This window comes from Arthrobacter sp. FW305-BF8 (genome assembly GCF_021789315.1).
GTDB lineage: Bacteria > Actinomycetota > Actinomycetes > Actinomycetales > Micrococcaceae > Arthrobacter.
This window is the reverse complement of the sequence record NZ_CP084561.1, coordinates 143,376-163,456: the sequence shown is the minus strand read 5'-3', so window position 1 is coordinate 163,456 and position 20,081 is coordinate 143,376. Positions and strand designations below refer to the sequence as shown.

The following is a 20,081-nucleotide window of genomic DNA, read 5'->3' as shown; positions in this document are numbered from 1 at the left end:
GGTCAAGAGTGGGCGGCGTTGTCTCCGGAATACTCATCGTTTCGGCAGTCATCGCCATCGGTTACCTCGCTGCCAGGTTCCGCATTCTGGGGCCGGAAGTCCAGGGCGCACTGACCCGCACCGCCTTCTACATCACCAACCCCGCCCTGCTTTACACCGTGGTTGCCGGCTCGGACATCCGGGCGGCCCTCGGCACCGACGCCCCGCTGGCGCTGCTTTCGGCAGCGGCAGTGGGGCTTCTTTACTGGCTGCTCAGCTTCCTGTTCTTCCGGCGCCCGGCCGCGGAAACCGCCGTCGGCGCGATGGCCAGCAGCTACGCGAACGCCAACAACATCGGCATTCCGGTCTCGCTGTACGCCGTCGGCACCGCCCAGCACGTGGCGCCGGTGCTGCTGGTGCAGCTCCTGGTTCTGGCACCGTTCTACCTCATGCTGCTGGGAATCTTCGGCGGGGCACGGATTTCGTGGAAGAAGGTGCTTCTCCAGCCGCTGTCCAACCCCATGATCATCGCCTCGGCGCTCGGCGTCGTGGTGGCACTGACAGGCTGGCAGGAACCCGACCTGCTGCAGAAACCCATCGACATGCTGGCCGGCGGGGCCGTTCCCATGGTTCTTCTCGCCTTTGGCCTGTCTCTTGCCGGGAGGGCGCCGCTGCAGAAGGATGACGGCCGGACCGAGACCCTCGTGGCCACGTTCCTGAAGATCGCCGGCATGCCTTTGATCGTGTGGCTGCTGGGGCGTTTTGTCTTTGGCCTGGAGGGGCAGCACTTGCTCGCCAGCGTGATCATGGGGACGCTGCCCACCGCGCAGAACGTGTTCCTCTTCGCCTCCCCCTACGGGCGGGGCATGACCGTGGCCCGCGACGTGATTCTCTGCACCACCATCCTGTGTGTGGGGGCGCTGCTGGTTGTTGCGTGGGCCGCCGGGTAGCTCCTGGCGGATTCTTATTTGCCCGCATCCAACGTCACACAACACGACGGCATCCTGATCCGGACAGGCAACGCCCTACCCTTGACTGGTGACTTTGACTAAGATCCGCACCGCCGCCGCGAGCTCCCTCGCCGCCGCAGGTCTCCTCTTTACGCTCGCCGCCTGCTCCACGCCGGCCGCCACCCAGCCCTCCACCTCTGCACCGGCTTCCACGGCAGCGGCTTCATCCAGCGCCGCCGCCGGGCCCTGCGCCGGTGTGAAGGTCATCGTCGATTCGGGCGCCCTGAAGCAGGCCGCCGCCGATACGTCCGTTTGCGTGCCTGTGGACGCGCCGACTCTCGCGTCCAAGGTCCTCGACGAGGCCAAGGTGAAGACTGAGGGCACTGACCAATATCCCAAGGAACTGGTGTGCCGTGTAAACGGTGTGCCCGCCGCAGACTTCGACATCACCCACAAGGGCGGCACGTACCGGGAAGAATGCAAGAAGGTGCCGGCCGCCTTTGCCTACTGGTCGCTCTGGGTTAAGCCTGCCTCCGGCGCCTGGGCATATGCGCAGGAAGGCCTGGCCACCCTGAAGGTGAGCCCGGGACAGAGCCTGGAACTGCTCTACACGGTCGACGGCGCACCGGCCGCACCCGCGGCGTGACCTTTCGACCCGCGCCGTTACGCGCAGCGGCGGCTCTCGCTGCCGTCTTCATCGCGGCGCGGGTCATCTACCGCATCCTTTTCAACGGGGCGGGCACCGATGGCCCGGTTCTGCTCAACATACCCCCGGTGCCGCTGCCTGCCCCGTACGCCCATGTGGTCCTCCTCGGTCCGGTCACAGCACCTGGCCTGTGGGAGGCGGTCCTGTCCGCCCTGCCGATTGCCGGGATGATCCTGGGTTTCGGCGTGCTCAACGCCTGGGTGGACGTGGCCCGCGGCTTCGTGCACCTGGCCCGAGGCGGCCCCATGCAGGGCCTAGCCCGGATGCTTGTGGTGGCCTGGGCGGCGCTCCCGGCGCTCTCCGACGCCGTGAAGTCCGTGCGCCTGGCATTTCGGTTGCGGGGCGAACGCTTCGGGCCCCGCGCCCTGGTTCCCGTACTCGAGCGCACCCTCGAGCATGCAAGCCGGGTTGCCGCGGCCCTGGAGCTGCGCGGCTTCGGGAGCCGGGCAGCACACCACCCCCTCAGTGGCATCGAAGCGCCGGTTCTCGTCCGGGGTGCACAATTCCGTATCGGTGACGCGCAGGTGCACGTCGCCGATTTTGCGCCGTCGAGCGGTTCGATCACGGTGATTACCGGGCCGACGGGCTCCGGCAAGTCCACCATCCTGCGGGGCATCGCGGGCCTCCTCTCCCACGTTGACGGTGGGGAAATTTCCGGGACGGTATGCGTCGCCGGAACGGACCGTGCCACCGCACCGCCGCGCGATACCGCGCGCCTCATCGGCGCCGTACTGCAGAATCCGCGCGCCGCATTCGCCACCACCCGGGTCCGGGACGAAATCGCCCTCGCACTTGAGCTGCGCGGCGTGGCATCCAGCACCGCCAAGGTCCCGGTGCTGGAGGTCGCGGAGCGCATCGGGGTGTCGGCGCTGCTGGACCGGAATGTCAGCACCCTCTCGGCTGGGGAGGCAGCGCTCGTAGCCATCGCCGCCGCGGTGGTGGAGCATCCGGCCCTCCTCCTGGTTGACGAGCCCCTGGCCGACCTCGACACCGCAGCACGCGCACGCGTCATCGCGGTGCTCAACACCCTTGCACACGACGAGGGTGTCTGCGTTATCGTCGCGGAGCACCGGGCGGACCCGCTCGTACCCGTTGCCGACTCATGGTGGAACATCGACGACGGCGCCCTGGTGCCGGGCGTTGCTCCCGCACCTTTGCCCCCGGCCGCCGGCCGTCCAACGCCGCCACAGCCGCCGGAAAAGCGGGCGGAACCCGCGCCTGTGCTGGCAGCGAGCGACCTCGCCGTGCACCGCGAGGGCAGGCCGCTCGTGCGCAGCGCGTCCCTGACCCTGCACCGCGGTGAAGTGGTCGCCCTGGTGGGGCCCAACGGTGCCGGGAAGTCGTCCCTCCTTGTGGCACTCGCCCTCGGTGAAGGCACACTGACTGAAGGAACGGTCGACGGCGGCACGGGCGACGGCGGCACGGGCGACGGCGGCCGGGTCGCCCTGGTGCCGGACGCTTCGGACGACCTCTTCACAAGGGACACCGTCGCAGCAGAGCTCCGCGCGGCAGAGCGTCGCCTGACGCGCGCCTGGCGACGCTCTGGCAGTGACCGCCTTCCCCCAAGGTCTGCGGATTCGCACCTTGCCCGGTTGCGCGGAGACGCCACGATGCCCATCGGCCACGAGCATCCGCGGGACCTCTCCGCAGGCGAACGCAGGATCCTTGCCATCGCACTGCAGAGCATGGACAGTCCCCAGGTACTCCTGATCGATGAGCCCACCCGCGGACTCGATGCGGCTGCGCGCACAGCAGTCTCGGCGGCGCTGCGGGCCGCAGCGGACGAGGGCGCGGCGGTCCTGATCGCCACCCACGACCTCGATTTTGCACACGGCCTCGGCGCCCGGATCCTCCCGATGCGTGACGGCTTCGCCCCCGCAACCGCGGCAGAATCCGGCCCGGCCAGTGACGAGACAGCGCAACGCGCCGCAGCGCAACGAATTCAAACAGCAGAACGCATCGCAGCACCGCGATTCGTGGAGCCGCTGCCAGAAACTCCAGCTGGCAAAAAAGCCCGTGGCATCCGGATGCCGCGGGGCGTCGAGCTCACTGTTCTCGCCGCGGCAAACCTCCTGGCCCTCGCAGCGTTCTGCTGGCCATTGCTCGCTGCGGCACTCCCGGAGGATGCCGCCGCGGCCGTCCCCTACGCGGCGCTGGCCATTGCCCCCGTTGCCGTCGTTGCCATCGTGCTGTCCCTCGACGGCTCGGTCCGCTCCGCACACACGGTGGCATTGCTCGGCGTCCTGGCAGCCGTCGGGTCGGCGGTGCGGGTGGCCAGCACCGGCGTCGGGGGTGTGGAGGCAGTCTTTATCCTGCTGATCCTGGCCGGCCGGGCCTTCGGCGCGCGTTTCGGCATGCTCCTCGGTGCCGCCACCATCGCCGTCTCAAGCGCCTTGTGGAGCGGCATCGGCCCATGGTCGCCATTCCAGATTTTCGCCTGTGCGTGGGTGGGCGCCGGGGCAGGTCTGCTCCCCCGCCGGGTTCGGGGACGGGCTGAACTGTGGATGCTTTGCGGCTATGGCGTTCTGGCGTCCTACGTGTTCGGCCTCCTGACCAATCTGTGGTTCTGGCCCTTCGCCGTCGGCGCCGGCACGGGCATCTCCTACGTGCCCGGCGCGCCGCTGGCCACCAACCTCAGCAGCTTCCTGCTCTATTCGCTTTTGACCTCGACGGCGGGATGGGACACCCTGCGTGCCGTCACCACGATCATCGGTATCGCGGTGGTGGGGCGGGCAATTCTCGCCGCGTTCCGGCGGGTGAAGCCGGTCTCCAGCGCGGGTGCTGGCCCGGGCGGGCTACCCGCCCGGGCTCAATCTGTGCAGGACAAGGACCGGCGCCAGCTCACACCTTGAAGTACTTCGCCTCCGGGTGGTGGAACACGAACGCGTCGGTGGACTGCTCGGGGTGCAGCATCAGCTCGTCGCTCAGGACCACGCCCATCCGCTCGGGGTGCAGCAGTTCCACCACCTTGCGGCGGTCCTCCATGTCAGGGCACGCGGGGTATCCGAGCGAGAAGCGCGCGCCGCGGTAGTCGAGCTTGAACAGGCCGGCCTTGTCCTTCGGCTCCTCGGCCGCGAAGCCCAGCTCGGAGCGGATGCGCGCATGCCAGAACTCCGCCAGCGCCTCGGTGAGCTGCATGACCAGACCGTTGAGCTCGTAGTAATCGCGGTAGTGATCGCCGGCGAAGAGCTTCGCGGTCACCTCATCGACATTGCCGCCGGCGGTGACCAGCTGCACCGGCAGCACGTCGATCCGCCCCGATTCGCGCGAGCGCACGAAGTCGGCGAGGCACAGGTGCCGGTCGCGGCGCTGGCGCGGGAAGTCGAACCGCAGCCGCTCGGTGCCGATCGGACCGCCTGACCCGCCGTCTGGGGCGAGGAGTCCCGGGGTGCCGAGTACGCCGTCGGGATCCGTGCCGTGGTGCAGCACCACCACCTGCTCGCCCTCGGAAAACACCGGGAAATAGCCGTAGGCGACCGACGCGTCTAGCATTCCCTCGCCGAGGATGCGGTCCATCCAGTACCGCAGGCGCGGCCGGCCCTCGCGTTCCACCAGCTCCTCGTAGGAGGCGCCGTCCTCGCCGCGGCCGGGCTTGAGCCCCCACTGTCCCATGAAGGTGGCGCGCTCATCGAGGAACGCCGCGAAGTCGTGGAGGGCCACACCCCGCACGATGCGGGTGCCCCAGAACGGCGGCGAAGGCACGGTGTTGTCGGAGGCGACGTCGGAACGGCCGGGCATTGCCTCCGGCTCGGTCACCTTGAACTTCGGGCCTCCTTTATGGATCCGCTTTTTCAGAGCGGGGAGGCCGACGGCGTCCGGGGCCTCGCCCCGGGCAACGCGCACCAGCGGCTCCATCAGCGAAAGGCCTTCGAAGGCATCCTTTGCGTAGCGCACCTCGCCGTCGAACTGCCCCGCCAGGTCCTGCTCGACGTAGGCACGGGTCAGGGCAGCTCCACCGAGGATCACCGGCCACTTCTTCCCAAGGCCACGGGACTGCAGCTCGGCCAGGTTCTCTTTCATCACCACCGTGGACTTCACCAGCAGCCCGGACATGCCGATGACGTCGGCATTGTGCTCCTCGGCCGCAGCGATGATGTCGGCTATTGGCTGCTTGATGCCAAGGTTGATCACCTTGTAGCCGTTGTTGGTGAGGATGATGTCCACCAGGTTCTTGCCGATGTCGTGCACGTCACCGCGCACGGTGGCGATCACCATGGTGCCCTTGCCGGAGGCATCCGATTTCTCCATGTGCGGCTCGAGCAGCGCCACCGCATTTTTCATCACTTCGGCGGACTGCAACACGAACGGCAGCTGCATCTCGCCGGCCCCGAAGCGTTCGCCCACCACTTTCATGCCCTCGAGCAGCTGGTCGTTGATGATGCCGAGCGGGCTCATGCCTTCGCTGCGGGCAAGGTCTAGGTCCTCTTCGAGGCCCTTGCCCTCGCCGTCGATAATGCGCCGCTGGAGGCGTTCGCCGGTGGGCAGCGCGGCAAGTTCCGCTGCGCGCTGGTCGCGCAGCGCCGCAGTGTCGACGCCGGCGAACATGTCCAGCATGCTGGCCAGGGGGTCGTACGTGACATTGCCGTCGGCGTCGTATTCGCGGCGGTCCCAGACGAGGTCCAGTGCCACCTTGCGCTGTTCCTCCGGCAGGGAGGCCAGCGGCACGATCTTGGCGGCGTCGATGATGCCGCTGGACAGGCCCGCCTCCACGGCTTCGTGCAGGAACACCGAGTTCAGGACGATTCGCGCTGCCGGGTTCAGGCCGAAGGACACATTCGAGACGCCGAGGGTGGTGTGGATGCCGGGGTACTTCGTGGTGATCTGGCGGATGGCCTCGATGGTTTCGATGCCGTCCCGGCGGGTCTCTTCCTGGCCGGTGGCGATGGGGAAGGTCAGGGCGTCGACGATGATGTCTTCGACGCGCATCCCCCACTCACCCACCAGGGCGTCGATGAGGCGCGAGGCGATCGCCACCTTGCCCTCGGTGGTGCGTGCCTGGCCGTGCTCGTCGATGGTCAGGGCGATTACGGCGGTGCCGTGTTCCTTCACGAGCGGCATGATGCGTGCGAAGCGGCTGTCCGGGCCGTCGCCGTCCTCATAGTTGACGGAGTTGATGACCGGGCGCCCGCCGATGTGTTCGAGCCCGGCCTGCAGCACGGGCGGTTCGGTGGAGTCGATCACCAGTGGGAGCGTGGAGGCCGAAGCGAAACGTGAGACGACCTCCTTGATGTCGGCCACGCCGTCGCGCCCCACGTAGTCGATGCACACGTCAAGCAGGTGCGCGCCAACGCGGATCTGCTCGCGGGCAATGTCAACGCAGTCATCCCAGCGCTCCTCGAGCATCGCCTGGCGGAACGCCTTCGAACCGTTGGCGTTGGTGCGCTCACCGATGGCGAGGTAGGAGGACTCCTGGTCGAAATTCACGTGCTGGTAGAGGGAGGCGATGCCGGCCTCCCGTTCGGTGGGAACGCGGCCGGCTGTTTTGCTCCCGGTGGCGGGGCTGGTCCCGCCGTCGTTCTCATTGCTGCGGAAGGGCGCAAGACGTTCGACGACGGCGGCCATGTGTTCCGGCGTCGTACCGCAACATCCGCCCACCAGTCCCAGACCGAACTCCCGTACGAACTGCTCGTGCGAGGTGGCGAGTTCGGAAGGCGACAGTGGGTAGTGCGCGCCGTCCGCGGTAAGCACGGGCAGGCCTGCGTTGGGCATGCAGGCGATGGCCACGGAGGACTGCTTGGACAGGTGGCGCAGGTGCTCGCTCATCTCGTCGGGTCCGGTGGCGCAGTTCAGGCCGATGGCGTCGACGCCGAGCGGTTCGAGCGCGGTGAGCGCCGCGCCGATTTCGGACCCCATCAGCATGGTTCCGGTGGTCTCGACGGTCACCTCGACGAAAATCGGGAGGCGGATGCCGCGGGCCACGATGGCCTGCTTGCAGCCGTTGACCGCAGCCTTGGTCTGCAGGAGGTCCTGGCTCGTCTCGATGAGGAAGGCGTCCGCTCCGCCGTCGATGAGGCCTTCGGCCTGCAGCGCGAACGTCTGCTTGAGGTAGTCATAGCTGGTGTGCCCAAGGCTGGGGAGCTTCGTGCCCGGACCCATCGAGCCCAGGACCCACCGCATGCGTCCGTCCGTTTTTTCTGCCGCTTCGGCTCGCTCGCGGGCGATCTTTGCACCCTTCCGGGCGAGCTCTTCGATGCGGTCGTCGATACCGTAGTCGGAGAGGTTGGACCAGTTTGCGCCGAAGGTGTTGGTCTCGACGGCGTCGATTCCCACCGCGAAGTACGCGTCGTGGATGTCCCCGATGACATCCGGGCGCGTGTCATTGAGGATCTCGTTACAGCCCTCCAGCCCCTGGAAATCTGTCTCGAGCGACAGTTCCCGGTCCTGCAGCATGGTGCCCATCGCGCCGTCGGCAATGACGACCCGCTGGTTCACCGCATCGAGAAGCTCCTGCGAACGGACGGGGCGGGGGACGGAGTCGATATCAAGCGCAAAACGAGGCATGTAAACAGACTACGGCCGGGGCCCGTAACAGAGCGCCGTATTTCCATGTGCTACGGCTGCTGGGTTGGCGCCCGGCATCCCCTTCGGAGCAGCACTCGCCCGTGACCGTATGGTCGTCGCGAGCGGACATGGTGGTCCTGCATGATCAGCGGTGCGTGGACACGGTGTGCACGTTGCAGGAAGACAATCGGGGCTTGTGGGCGGAGGACATCGCCGATGGTCGGCCGCATTGGCCGCCTCTTTCTTTACGCGCTGCAAGAGAGGGGTACAAGCGGCTGGAGCCGGTGAGCAAGAAACAGTTTGCGGCGTCTTCAGCTTTCCACCGGGCATGGGGCAAGATCATCTCGGGGGAACTACGCACGTTGATCCGCACGGCTGCGCGATGAACCCGCAGATGCTGTTTCGACGACGATAGGTCCCTTCGTGAGCGTTCCCGCTGGCTGGTACAACGACCCACAAGACCCTGCTCTTGTCCGCTACTGGGACGGCATTCAATGGACGGCTCACATCCAGCCGATCCAGCCTCAGCCTGTGCCGCTGCAGCCGGCCCAGCCGCCGCACGCTCCCCAGGTGTCAGCTCAGCCGCAGCAGCACTTGCAGCAGACCCAGAATGTGGAGAGGGGCCGCAGCGGAGCAGTCCGCAAGGTCGGGTTTTTTGGTGCGAAGAAGACCGCCGAGACGGCCCTGGCCGACGCGGAGCGGCCGCAGAGGATCCTCGACGAACGCGGACTGCTCGAGTTCGACCAGATAGAGGCCAGCCGGGACAAGCTGCGCCACATCGCAGAGAACGAGCGCCAGGAATGGGCGTCCGAAAGCCAGCGCCTGCAGGGACAGCTCCATTCCCTGCGCGCCGAACTCGCCCAAGCAGAAGGCCAGCTGGTAAGTTCCCGCGCTTCCGCGGCGTTGCAGGAGGTCGGTGTCTTCGACTTCGAACATCCCGCCGAGCACTCAGCACACTTGGCCGCGAGGCTGGATGCGCTACGTGCACAGTACAAGGAAATGGCCCGCGCTAAGCAGGCCATCCATGCCACCTCCAACTTCACGTTCAACAACTCCGCAAAGCAGGGCGAGAAGTCTGTGAACCAGATGTCCACCCTTATGCTGCGCGCCTACAACGCCGAAGCCGAAACTGTGTGAAAACCGTCAAAGCGGGCAATTTGGCCACCGCGACCTCCCGCCTCACCAAGGCGAAAGCGCAGATCGAACGCCAAGGCACCATGATCAATCTACGCATCGATGAGCAGTACCATCACCTGCGCATCCAGGAAATGGTTCTCGCCGCCGAACACCTCCAGGCCGTGGCAGCCGAGAAAGAAATGGAGCGAGCCCGCCGCGAAGACCTGCGCGAGCAGAAGAAGGCCGAAGCCGAGCTGGCCGCTGCCCGACAGAAGCTCGCCAAGGAACGCGCCATGCACCAGGCCACTCTTGACGCGCTCATCGCCAACGGCGACCTCGAAGGCGCCGAACGCATGCGGGCGAAAATTGCTGAAGACGAACTCGCTCTGCGGACGTCGAACGGCGCGCGGCGAACATCCGTGCCGGCTACGTGTACGTTATCTCCAACATCGGTGCCTTCGGAGAGCACATGGTCAAGATCGGCATGACCCGGCGTCTGGAACCCATGGACCGCGTCAACGAGCTCGGCGACGCCTCCGTGCCATTCCGCTTTGACGTACACGCTCTCTTCTACTCCGATGACGCCGTCGCCACCGAAGCCATGCTGCACGGGACGTTCGCTGAGCAGCGCGTCACCAAGGTCAACCTTCGCCGCGAATTCTTCCGCGTCACCCCGCACGAAGTCCTGGAAGTACTCAAGGAACACCATGTCGAACTCGTCGAATTCACTGAATTGCCGGCAGCCGAGGAATTTCGCCTCAGCTCACCCGTGGCCGAAGCTTTGCCCGAATGAGGCCCTGAGGCCAAAAGTGGCGGTGGCAGGGGGAAATGCGCAACACCAGTTTTTCTAGCCAATGGGATGAGGATACCGGCCCACCACATATCCACGGGTGCATCCGGCAAGCTGTGGCCGTAATAACTTCGGGGCTGGAGCGCCGAATTAGCGGAGGCCTGTATTGATCGACGTACGGAGTCGATGAGTGTCGACGCATCACCCAGGGGGATCGAGTCATCAATGTGCCCCGAAGCCCGGAACTCCGCATTGTCCGACCCAGACTTGGCGACCGCGAGCAGTACGCCGGCAGGGTCAGTGTTGAAACTGCTGGCCAAACCATTCAGCATCTCAGACCGCAACGTGAAATCCGGCGGCCCAACTGCCATCGGAACCAAAACGCCGGAGGTGTCTGTCTGCCGACGTTGGGCGATGTTGCCAAGTACGGCTGTCCGGGTCCATGCGTGTATCCGAAGCCACTGGGTGACGTCGAGGGGAAGCAGCGCCTGGTCAGTCAAAGTCACATCGTCGGTCATCCGGCCCACCTCGCAGCCTGGGCATCCATCAGGGTTCGCATAGCCCCAGGCGTCAGAAGATTCGCCATGGGTATCTTGAGGCGGATAGTTGCCGCATTCGATGTTGACGGCATTCCGAATAACGGCAGGTAGTAAGCGGATCGGGGTGCCGCAGCGGCTCTCGCCACTCAAGTTAATCCCTATATTGACGTTTGGGCCCTGACGTTGCGCTGGGCGGAGCGGCCGTTCACGTGCCCGCATCCGCTTCATGGTGCTTCTCTTGTTTCGAGTGGGCACGATCGGGTAACCCACAACTTCAACCGCCAGCCAGCGCTGGGCCCCTGAACCAGCCCATAGGCTGCGCCGAGCCCACTTTTGCCGGTCCGGCATACAACCTCAACGAAGTTTCCCTCCATGCTGCCCGGCCGCAACACTCAGGGAAGAAGCTGCAGCAGGCGCCCCATTGGAGACGGGCGGCATTCTGCCCGGTTGGCGTTTCCCCTGGACACACCTGCGTCACCAACGAAGTTGGCCCGGGCCCCGGAGCCTCCCACAATAAAGCGTCCTTCAATCCGGATGCGGACTGGCAGTCGCACCAGATAGCCCGGCTCTACGCTGACTCGGGCCGGCGTTTAGCGTATTTGGGCGACTGGCACACCCACCCCGGTGCGTTCCCAACTCCCGGCGCACGCGACCTGGAGACGCTGCAAGCAATTGCCCGGCACTCCCCCGCACGATGCCCTGAACCCATCATGGTGATTATTGGCCAACCCTATGGCTTCGGGAGGTCGGAGTTCGAGTTCACGGTGACGGATACATACTGGGCTCCAGATCCTTGGGATGTACCAGGGAGAATGACGTGACTAAGGGTGAATTGGGGTCCATATGTCAGGGCCACTCGCGCCGCCTATGAAGGCGGCGAATGACTTTTGTCGGACTGGTGATCCTCGGTCCTTGCGAGACGCGTCTGTCATTTCTTGGCGGGTGCCTCCGGCAAGTCCCGGAGCCCGACGGCCGTTAGATGTCCACGACGAGCAATGGCGTTCAGCCTGGCGAGGACCTCCTGGAGCCTTGCTAGGTCCGTCAGGGTGCAGGTGTGTCATTGACTGGCGGCGAGCATCTGGAGGTTCTCCGGGGCTAGGACGTGGTCCACTGCCATGATGGCTGCGCCGGTGATGCCAGCATCGGCTCCGGTTCGGGCTTGCACGATGGATAGGTCCTGGGTGGCCAAGGGTGTTGAGCGGGCATAAACAACTTCCCTGATCCCTGCAATGAGTTGTTCTCCGGCTTCAGCCATGGAACCTCCGATCACTATGACGGCGGGGTTTAGTAGGCTCACGCACATGTTGAGGACTTCGCCGATGTCCCTCCCGGCCTGGCGCATGATCTGGCTGGCGAGTATGTTGCCTTGGCGGACCAGTGCCATGACGTCCGAGTCGTTGGGAACATCGACGCCGGCAGCGCGTAGGGCACGGGCCACGGCGGGGCGGCCGGCGATGGCCTCGAGGCACCCGATGTTGCCGCAGCGGCATGCAATCCCGGCGGCCCTGTTGACGGCGATGTGCCCCACGTCGCCGGCGGTGCCTTTTTCTCCGCGCTGCAACTGCCCGCTGCTGATAATTCCTGATCCGATGCCTGTGGCTACTTTCAGGAATAGCATGTTGTCCGTTTGTGGCCAGCATGCCGCCCGTTCGCCCAGCGCCATGATGTTGACGTCGTTGTCCACGAGAACGGCGACGTCAAAGGTGCGCTGAACGTAGTGGGGCACGTCGAAGCCGTCCCAGCCGGGCATGATGGGCGGCTGGGATGGTTTCCCCGTCGAGTGTTCGACTGGCCCTGGCAAGCCAATTCCCACTGCGATCAGGTCTTCGGGGGCGCGCTGAAGCTTTGACAGAAGGCTGCTGACGGCTTCGGTCAGCCAGTCAAGTACAGATTCCGGACCGTCCGCAATCTGTATTTGTTCTCTTGCTTTCGCCAGGGTGGTCCCGGCGAGATCCATGATTGCCACGGTCGCGTGCGTGGCACCGATATCACCGGCAGCAACCACCCGCGCCGACGGATTGAACGCCACACGAGCGGGTGGTCTGCCCCCGGTGGAAGCGGCATCACCAACAGGGGCAATGAAACCAGTGTGCAGTAACTCCTCAACGCGGGCCGTGATGGTGGACCGTGCAAACCCGGTTGCTGCCGCGAGCTCGGAGCGTGTGCGCGGGCGACCGTCCCTCAGTATCTGAAAGAGCTCGCTGGCGCCGAAACCCGGTGCCGCTTTCTTCGTCCTGGACTGGCTGTCTGCAGCAGGCAACGTCTGGACCACGGTCATCAAATACCCTTACTGATAAAGAGCGCCGCCTCATCGAGCGGGCTTGCATGGTTGGTTCTGCAATCATCCGGATGTCGCATGTGTACGTCCTCCATTAGATCAAAACGGCTCACTGCTCATCGCAACCCTCAAGTACCTGTTACTTTTTCAGCGCCTCGTACGCGTCGCGGATGTAAGCATCGGATCTGCGGATCTCCCGTCCGATCTTCTCCATGCTCCACCCGTGAGTTCCGTGGCATTTCAGGCTGGCGGCACCCTCGTACCCCGCTCGCTTGAGTTCCGATAGGAGGAAACGGTGGTCCAATGTTCCCTGGGGCGAGGGAAGTTGTTTCTCGCCGGGTCCGAAGTTCAAGCCGTCCACGCCGTGGCGGTATGCCCGGTCGACGTCCCAGATGTAGTAGTAGTACAGCCTTTTACGCTCGGTCAGGAAAGCAATGACTTCGCTGATCGTTTCCTGCATGACCCACATGTGGGGCGGGGCTAGGCAGACCCCGAGATAGGGATCGTCGATGTCCCGTACAAGACGCCTGATTTGGGCAAAGGTGTCCACGCCTTCGTCCCAGCGTTTGTCTTCGTTGCCCCCGGCTTCAAAGTCGGCGGAAAAAGGGACCGTGAGGTGGTTTTCCACGGCGATGCGGACCCCCGCCTTGGCACCGGCTTCCACGATAGGCGGCAGGAACGATCCTACGAAGTCCGAATAGTTGGCCTCACAATCGAAGACGACCGTGTCGATGCCCAGGTCCGCCGCGAACTGGACGCGCTCCAGGATTTCGTCCTGGTTCTTGCCGTACACGGTAAGTCCGCACGCCTTCATGCCGTACTTGTCGAGGACCTCACGGATTTTGCCCGGATCATCTCCCGGGTTTACGTGGTGGGCCAGCGGTGATGCGGATGACCATAGGTTGACTTCGGTAAACCCGACCTCAGCCAGGTCCCTGACTGCATCCTCGAGCGGCATGTCGTGATAGGGGAGAATTTCTGCGGTGTAGCGGAACATTGCTGTTAGTCCTTTCTCGATGTGAGGCTTTGTGCTGGCGCTTTCAGCTCCAGGTGAAGACGGCTTTCTCGGTCTCGCGCCGATCGAAGGCAGCAAACGCCTGTTCGGCGTCTTCCAGGGAGTATTCGTGGCTAATGATGGCTTCGACATCCACCTTGTTGTCCGCGATGAAACGCAGGATTTCGGGCCACTCGCCCAGCGGGAAATACCAGCCGCCGACGACGGTCAGCAGCTTGCGGAGGATCTGGTCGCTCGGGTTGATTTCCGTGGCCCGGGATTCTCCGACGAAGGCGACGCAGCCGAGCTTTGCTGCGGCATCGAGGGCTGTGTTCTGGCCGGCAGGGTTGCCCGAACAGTCGATGGCGACTTCGACGCCTCGTCCGTGTGTCAGTTCCCGGATTGCTTCCGCGGCATCAGTGTCCCTGCTGTTTACGATGTCGTCCGCGCCAAGGACCCGGGCTTGTTCGAGCCGTTCATCCAGGATGTCAACTGCAATAACCCGCGCCCCGAAGCCCTTGGCGACGAGGACGGCTGCCGAGCCCATCGGACCCAGACCGATGACGGCGACTGTCTTGTTGCCGCTCACACCCATTTTCTTCTGGACGTGGTACTGGCTGCCGATCATGTCGGTCAACACCGCACCTGCCTTGAAGCTGAAATGGTCGGGCAGCGGGAGCGCATTTCGGGCCGCAATGGTGAAGAACTCGGCGTCGCCGCCGGGGAAGTCGAAGCCGAAACATTTCCAGTCGGGACACAGCATTGTGTAGCCCGCGCCGCAGTACTCGCAGTGGCCGCAACCAACGGCAAGATGAGCCGCGACACGGTCGCCTACTGCCACGCCGGTGACGGCGTCGCCTACCGCCACGACGACTCCTGCCGCTTCATGGCCCGGGACCACGTCACCCGTTTCTGCGGCCTCACCGCCGACGATTGGGTTGCCGTAGTACAGGCTCATATCGCTGCGACAGATAGCGGAAGCCTTGGTTTGCACCAGGACCTCGTGGGGTTTCGGCTCCGGACGTTCACGATCGGCGACGACGACCTTCTTGTCGCCGGGGAGAATTACTGCACGCACTTCGAGCCTCTTTCTACTCTTGCCTGGTTACGCCGTACAAAATTGGTTCGTTCACGGCATCAGTGCTGCCTGTGCGGCACCTCTGTCCGTTCAAGGGAAGCCCGGTCGTCCGTTCTCGACTTTGCTGTCCGCGCTCAACTGCGAGCTGGGACAGCCAGACCGGAACAAGCGGCACCGGAGGGCCGGCGGCAGGTCAGGCCGAGCTGCCGACTCCGCATCCCCGCTCTACTTCCATGCCCTGATTATGACACCGGACACATAGGCTATGTCAATACACATACAAAAGTCTGTTCAATAACTGACAATAGTCAGTCGGTCGAAAAGTGGGCCGCGGCCGGGCTGGTGCCGCAGAAGGGCCACCGTGGAGAGTGGGAGACGGCGTGGGCTTATATGCGTACGTGCAACTACTGCGAAGTCCACATGCAACTTTTGCTTGACGTATGGCAAAAGTGTCCCTAGTCTTTTTGTGAGCCTCCCCACCGCCTTCGCATCTCTGCAAGGTAGCCAAGGGCGCGTTACCCGTTCCGCACCCTGACGAGAAAATCGTCATTCGGTAGCCGATCAACGAAAGACAGGCAAATGTTCAAAACTCAGAGTCGAGTAGCAAAGTCCCGCCTGATCGCTGGACTTGGAGCCGCCGTGGCGACAGCTTTGGTCGCAACCGGGTGCTCCGCTGAATCGCCCAATCCAAGCGCCAGCGCCGCGAAGCCGGCCGAACTCAGAATGCTTTACACCACGGATGAAGCCAACAGTGCCGCTGTGGCGTCGCTGGTCCCGCAGTTCAAGGAGAAGCTCGGGATTGATCTGAAGATCGACAACCAGCCCTACGACGCCCTTCAGCAGAAGGTCTTCTCGGAATTCGCGTCCAGCAGCAGCTACTACGACATCGTCGTTGTCGACACACCCTGGGCGCCGGCTCTCGTGCAGAACCTCGAGCCGCTCACCCCCTACATTCAAAACAAGGACCTCAACACCATCGGCGACGCAAACGTCGGGGACTTCATCCCGAAAGTCTTTTACGACACGGCCGTCTACAACGCCGAGTCCCCGATCAAGCGCTACCCGAACGAGACAGAGAAGCCCGCCCCGGACGCCATCAAGAATGCAGGCTTCGATATTTACGGGCTGCCGATCCAGTCCAACGTGGCAGTAATGGCATACCGCAGCGACCTCTTCAACGATCCCCAGCAGAAGGCAAACTTCAAGGCCAAATACGGCAAAGACCTGAAGGTTCCCCAGACCTGGGACGAATACGCGCAGGCAGCCGAGTTCTTCACCCAGCCGGACAAGAAACTGTACGGAACCACTGTCATGGCCGGCGTGGGGGACTGGGCAACCGATGACTTCAAAACACTTCTGGCTTCATTCGGCGGGAACGGACACCTCGTCAACGAGGATCTGAGCCTGGCCTTCAACACCCCCGAGGGAGCCAAAGCACTCAGCTACTACGCCAAGCTCGCCCAAAGCGGGCACGTACCGCCAGGCAGCACGTCCGCCGACTGGGGAACCACAGCTGAATCCTTTGACAACGGACTGACCGCCATGACCATCAATTACCACGACCTGAAGCTCGCGGACAACGTCAAGGGCTCCATCGGGTACGCCCCCGTTCCCAAGGCCGATGCCGCAGGCCCCCACTTCGGCACCTGGATGCTGAGTGTCAACAAGAATTCCAAGAACAAGGAATGGGCCTACCAGGCAATCAGCTGGCTGACCGCGGCAGAGCAGCAGACAGCCATGACAGAAAAGTCCCTGCACCCAAGCCGCAGCTCCGTGTACACCTCGATCAAGAAAGACAACCCCCTCGCCGGTTTCTACGAAACGCTGGGGCAGTCCCTGGAGGTAGGCGTCGGCCGCGCCCGCCTCACCAACTACACCGAAGTCAGCCACGAAATAGCCGTGGCCGTAAACAACGCAGCAACAGGATCCGCCTCCCCACAGCAGGCCCTCCAGGGAGCAGCTGACAAGGTTTCAACACTCCTGAAATCCGCTGGCTACTGATCCTGCACCCAACCCTGTCCAAGGAGCATCAATCATGAGATCCACCGCTGCCCTGCCCAAAGCCGGGCTGCAGGTCGAGGATTCCCGTCGCGCGGGCGGTCAAACACCGACCGTTCCGCCCGGCAGGAAGCCTTTGGCCTGGAAGAAGCGCTCACTCCCCTGGGCCTACATGGCCCCGTCAATGATCGTCCTGCTGCTGATGACGGTCGCACCTGCGGCATTCATCTTCTATTCAGCATTCCGGAACGACAAAATCCTCGGCGGGGTGGGGCGGTTCGTCGGGTTCAACAACTTCATCGAAGCAGTCTCCAACGCCTCCGTCCGCCACGCATTCCTCATCACCTTGGCCTTTGTGGCAGGGGCCGTCATCCTGGAAATGCTCCTTGGGTTCGCGCTGGCACTCCCGCTCGCCGCCCAGACCACTGCCAACAAGGTTGGAGCGGCCCTCATGCTGCTGCCATTCGCAGTCACACCTGCCGTGGCAGCCATGGTCTTCAAGCAGCTACTGAACCCCAACTACGGCTGGGTCGGCTACTACTTGGGCCAGCTCGGCTTCCCCAAGGGCGTCGACCTGCTCGGGGACCCCACCTCGGCATGGATCGTCCTGCTGATCCTGGACATATGGCAGTGGACCCCCTTCATCGCCCTCATTCTGATGGCAGGGCTCCAGTCACTTCCTGGTGAACCGCGGGAAGCCGCCTTGGTCGACGGCGCCTCGCCCTGGCAAATGTTCCGCCATATCACCTTGCCTGCGATGATCCCGTTCATCGCCATCGCCGCAGTTCTTCGCACCATCCAGGCCTTCAAGACCTTCGACTCGTTCAAGATCCTCACCGGCGGAGGCCCCGGCAGCTCCACCGAAATCATCAATCTCGGCATATTCCGTGTCGGCCTGCAAAGCTTCAACGTGGGACTCGCATGTGCCCTCGGTGTGATCTTCCTGATCATCCTGTCCCTGCTCGTACCCCTGATGCTGCGCGTCATTGGCCGCCGGTCCGATCCTGAGGAAATGTAATGTCAACCCCTTCAACAACCATCGGCCGCGGCGCAATAGCCCGGACCATTGTCGGCCGCACCTTCCTGTGGGCATGGCTCCTCATCGGACTCATCCCGCTGGTGTTCATGCTCGTCACCTCCATCAAGCCTGCCGGCCTGGCAAACCAGATACCGCCGGCCTGGCTGTTCCAGCCGACGCTTGAAAACTATGCATCGGTCCTCTCAGCGGGCGGCGGTAAATCCGAAACCTTCGGACAGCTCCTCCTGAACAGCGCCATCGTCAGCTTGGGCGCCACAGTCCTGGCCATCGCGGTCGGAGTGCCGGCAGCATACGCCCTGACCATGAGGGACTTCCGCGCACGGAAGGGCCTGTCCTCCTGGATCCTTTCCACCTACATGTTTCCGCCCATCGTTGCCGTCATCCCGATCTTCGTCTTCGCGGGCAAGCTTGGACTGATGGACACCTACCCGGTGCTGATAGTCCCTTACGCCGCCTTCAATCTGCCCATCGTTGTCTGGATTCTCCGCAGCTCGATTTTGCAGCTGCCCTACGAGATCCAGGAGGCAGCCATGGTGGACGGCGCCTCGACCTGGAATATCCTTCGACGGATCATCTGGCCCCTGCTGGTGCCATCGGTAGCAACAGCAGCGGTACTGACCATCGTCCTGTCCTGGAATGAATTCCTGTTCGCCCTGTCCCTGACGCGAAGCGGAGCCAAAACCGCTCCAGTGGGTCTTCAGCAATTCACCGGCATGTACGGCACCGACTGGGGGGACATCACCGCGGCCGCGACGCTCATCGTTGCACCCATCCTGGTCCTAATGATCATTCTGCGGCGGCAGATGGTCGCCGGACTGACGTTCGGAGCGGTCAAGTAATCCGTCCATAGCCTCAGGCCAGGTCCCCTTTGGCGCTCTGCACGCCCTGCCCGCGCGAAGTCGCATGAGAAAGAACGAAAAAATGTCCCATCAAAGCACCCCGCCCAAAACCCTCGGCGTCGCCATGATCGGCTACGCCTTCATGGGCAAGGCCCACTCGAACGCGTGGCGGAACGTCGCCAGCTTCTTCGATGTCCTGGCCTTCGAGCAGAAAGTGCTCGTCGGCCGGGACGCCGGGCAGGTCGCCGCCGCCGCGGCCAAGTACGGCTGGTCCGAGTCCGCGACGGACTGGCGTTCGGTCCTGGAGCGGGACGACATCGATATCGTGGACATCTGCGCCCCGGGCTGGATGCACGCCGAGATCGCCGTCGCCGCCCTCGAAGCCGGGAAGCACGTGCTTGTGGAGAAGCCGCTGGCCAACACCCTGGCCGAGGCCGAGGCCATGACTGAGGCGGCACGGGCGTCCCGAGCACGTGGGGTCCAGTCCATGGTCGGATTCAACTACCGCCGGGTGCCCGCCCTGGCATTGGCCCGGGAACTGATCGCAGCGGGCCGCCTCGGCTCCGTCCGGCAGGTCCGCGCGGCCTACCTGCAGGACTGGCTCAGCGATCCTGCATCACCCATGTCCTGGCGGCTGAACAAGGAAACAGCGGGTTCCGGAGCTCTCGGGGACATCGCCTCGCACGCGATCGACCAGGTCATGTTCCTCCTCGGAGACTCCGTCACCGAGGTCTCCGGCCGGCTGCACACCTTCACAACCCGCCGGCCCGGCCCGTCCGGGCTGGAGGAGGTAACGGTCGACGACGCCGCCTGGGCCACGCTGTCCCTTGCCTCCGGGGCCATCGCCTCGGTGGAGGTCTCCCGCGTGGCCACCGGGCAGAAGAACTCCCTGAAACTCGAGATCTACGGGGACAAGGGCACCATCCTCTTCGACCTGGAGAACCTGAACGAGCTCGGTTTCCTGGACGCCACCGCCCCGGTGCGCGAGCAGGGATTCCGCCGGATCCTGGTCACCGAACCCGACCACCCCTACCTGGATTCCTGGTGGCCGCAGGGCCACATCATCGGGTGGGAACACACGTTCACCCACCAGATCCGCGACTTCCTCACCGCGATCAGCACCGGTGACGCGCCGTCGCCGTCGTTCGAGGAAGGCCTCGCCGTCCAGCGCGTCCTCGCCGCCGTCGAAGAGTCAGCTGCCGCGAAAAGCGCGTCCATCCAACTCGTCCAGCCCACCGACGCCGCAGCCGCCACACCGACCGAAGGAGCCTGAC

The 20,081-nt window shown here is 64.2% G+C and carries 15 protein-coding genes; 11 read left to right on the top strand and 4 right to left on the bottom strand.

Annotated elements, in window-relative coordinates:
* The first annotated feature begins 8 nt into the window (after positions 1–8).
* The 3 genes from LFT45_RS00700 (at position 9) to LFT45_RS00690 (ending at position 4,487) form a co-directional block, all read left to right on the top strand.
* Complete coding sequence (locus LFT45_RS00700; protein ID WP_236806054.1) at positions 9–929, top strand: AEC family transporter; 921 nt, start codon at positions 9–11, stop codon at positions 927–929.
* An 88-nt stretch (positions 930–1,017) separates the two neighbouring features.
* Positions 1,018–1,575, top strand: coding sequence for a hypothetical protein (locus tag LFT45_RS00695; protein WP_236806053.1), 558 nt, complete (start codon positions 1,018–1,020; stop codon positions 1,573–1,575).
* Positions 1,572–4,487, top strand: a complete 2,916-nt coding sequence (locus LFT45_RS00690; RefSeq protein ID WP_236806052.1) for an ATP-binding cassette domain-containing protein — start codon at positions 1,572–1,574, stop codon at positions 4,485–4,487. The genes LFT45_RS00695 and LFT45_RS00690 overlap by 4 nt, the downstream gene beginning before the upstream one ends.
* Here LFT45_RS00690 and metH read toward each other — a convergent pair.
* Positions 4,477–8,136 (bottom strand): methionine synthase, encoded by a 3,660-nt coding sequence (gene metH / locus LFT45_RS00685; protein WP_236806051.1) that lies wholly within the window; start codon positions 8,134–8,136, stop codon positions 4,477–4,479. The genes LFT45_RS00690 and metH overlap by 11 nt on opposite strands.
* A gap of 423 nt (positions 8,137–8,559) precedes the next feature.
* Here metH and LFT45_RS00680 point away from each other — a divergent pair, with 423 nt between their 5' ends.
* From LFT45_RS00680 to LFT45_RS23405, 4 genes are all read left to right on the top strand, one after another.
* Entirely contained in the window at positions 8,560–9,273 is a 714-nt protein-coding gene (locus LFT45_RS00680) for a DUF2510 domain-containing protein (protein ID WP_236806050.1), read from the top strand.
* Positions 9,270–9,740: a DUF4041 domain-containing protein gene (locus LFT45_RS00675; protein WP_236806049.1), complete on the top strand. Its 471-nt coding sequence runs from the start codon at positions 9,270–9,272 to the stop codon at positions 9,738–9,740. Before LFT45_RS00680 ends, LFT45_RS00675 begins: the two co-directional genes overlap by 4 nt.
* Positions 9,722–10,045 (top strand): GIY-YIG nuclease family protein, encoded by a 324-nt coding sequence (locus LFT45_RS00670; RefSeq protein WP_236806048.1) that lies wholly within the window; start codon positions 9,722–9,724, stop codon positions 10,043–10,045. Before LFT45_RS00675 ends, LFT45_RS00670 begins: the two co-directional genes overlap by 19 nt.
* Before the next feature lie 745 nt (positions 10,046–10,790).
* Positions 10,791–11,402, top strand: coding sequence for a Mov34/MPN/PAD-1 family protein (locus LFT45_RS23405; RefSeq protein WP_442863582.1), 612 nt, complete (start codon positions 10,791–10,793; stop codon positions 11,400–11,402).
* A gap of 236 nt (positions 11,403–11,638) precedes the next feature.
* On the opposite strand, the gene LFT45_RS00665 is transcribed toward LFT45_RS23405, so the two are convergent.
* The 3 genes from LFT45_RS00665 to LFT45_RS00655 form a co-directional block, all read right to left on the bottom strand.
* Complete coding sequence (locus tag LFT45_RS00665) at positions 11,639–12,859, bottom strand: ROK family protein (RefSeq protein ID WP_236806047.1); 1,221 nt, start codon at positions 12,857–12,859, stop codon at positions 11,639–11,641.
* 139 nt (positions 12,860–12,998) lie between these two features.
* Complete coding sequence (locus LFT45_RS00660) at positions 12,999–13,856, bottom strand: sugar phosphate isomerase/epimerase family protein (protein WP_236806046.1); 858 nt, start codon at positions 13,854–13,856, stop codon at positions 12,999–13,001.
* A 43-nt stretch (positions 13,857–13,899) separates the two neighbouring features.
* A complete protein-coding gene (locus LFT45_RS00655) occupies positions 13,900–14,931 on the bottom strand; it encodes a zinc-binding dehydrogenase (RefSeq protein ID WP_236806045.1) in 1,032 nt (343 codons plus the stop codon).
* 639 nt (positions 14,932–15,570) lie between these two features.
* Here LFT45_RS00655 and LFT45_RS00650 point away from each other — a divergent pair.
* The 4 genes from LFT45_RS00650 (at position 15,571) to LFT45_RS00635 (ending at position 20,080) form a co-directional block, all read left to right on the top strand.
* Positions 15,571–16,932, top strand: coding sequence for an ABC transporter substrate-binding protein (locus tag LFT45_RS00650; protein ID WP_236806044.1), 1,362 nt, complete (start codon positions 15,571–15,573; stop codon positions 16,930–16,932).
* A gap of 34 nt (positions 16,933–16,966) precedes the next feature.
* Positions 16,967–17,947, top strand: a complete 981-nt coding sequence (locus tag LFT45_RS00645; RefSeq protein ID WP_236806043.1) for a carbohydrate ABC transporter permease — start codon at positions 16,967–16,969, stop codon at positions 17,945–17,947.
* Positions 17,947–18,807 carry a carbohydrate ABC transporter permease gene (locus LFT45_RS00640; protein ID WP_236806042.1) on the top strand — a complete coding sequence of 287 codons (861 nt, stop codon included), beginning with the start codon at positions 17,947–17,949 and terminating at the stop codon, positions 18,805–18,807. Before LFT45_RS00645 ends, LFT45_RS00640 begins: the two co-directional genes overlap by 1 nt.
* Before the next feature lie 82 nt (positions 18,808–18,889).
* Entirely contained in the window at positions 18,890–20,080 is a 1,191-nt protein-coding gene (locus LFT45_RS00635; RefSeq protein ID WP_236806041.1) for a Gfo/Idh/MocA family protein, read from the top strand.
* The last annotated feature ends 1 nt before the right edge of the window (position 20,081 follow it).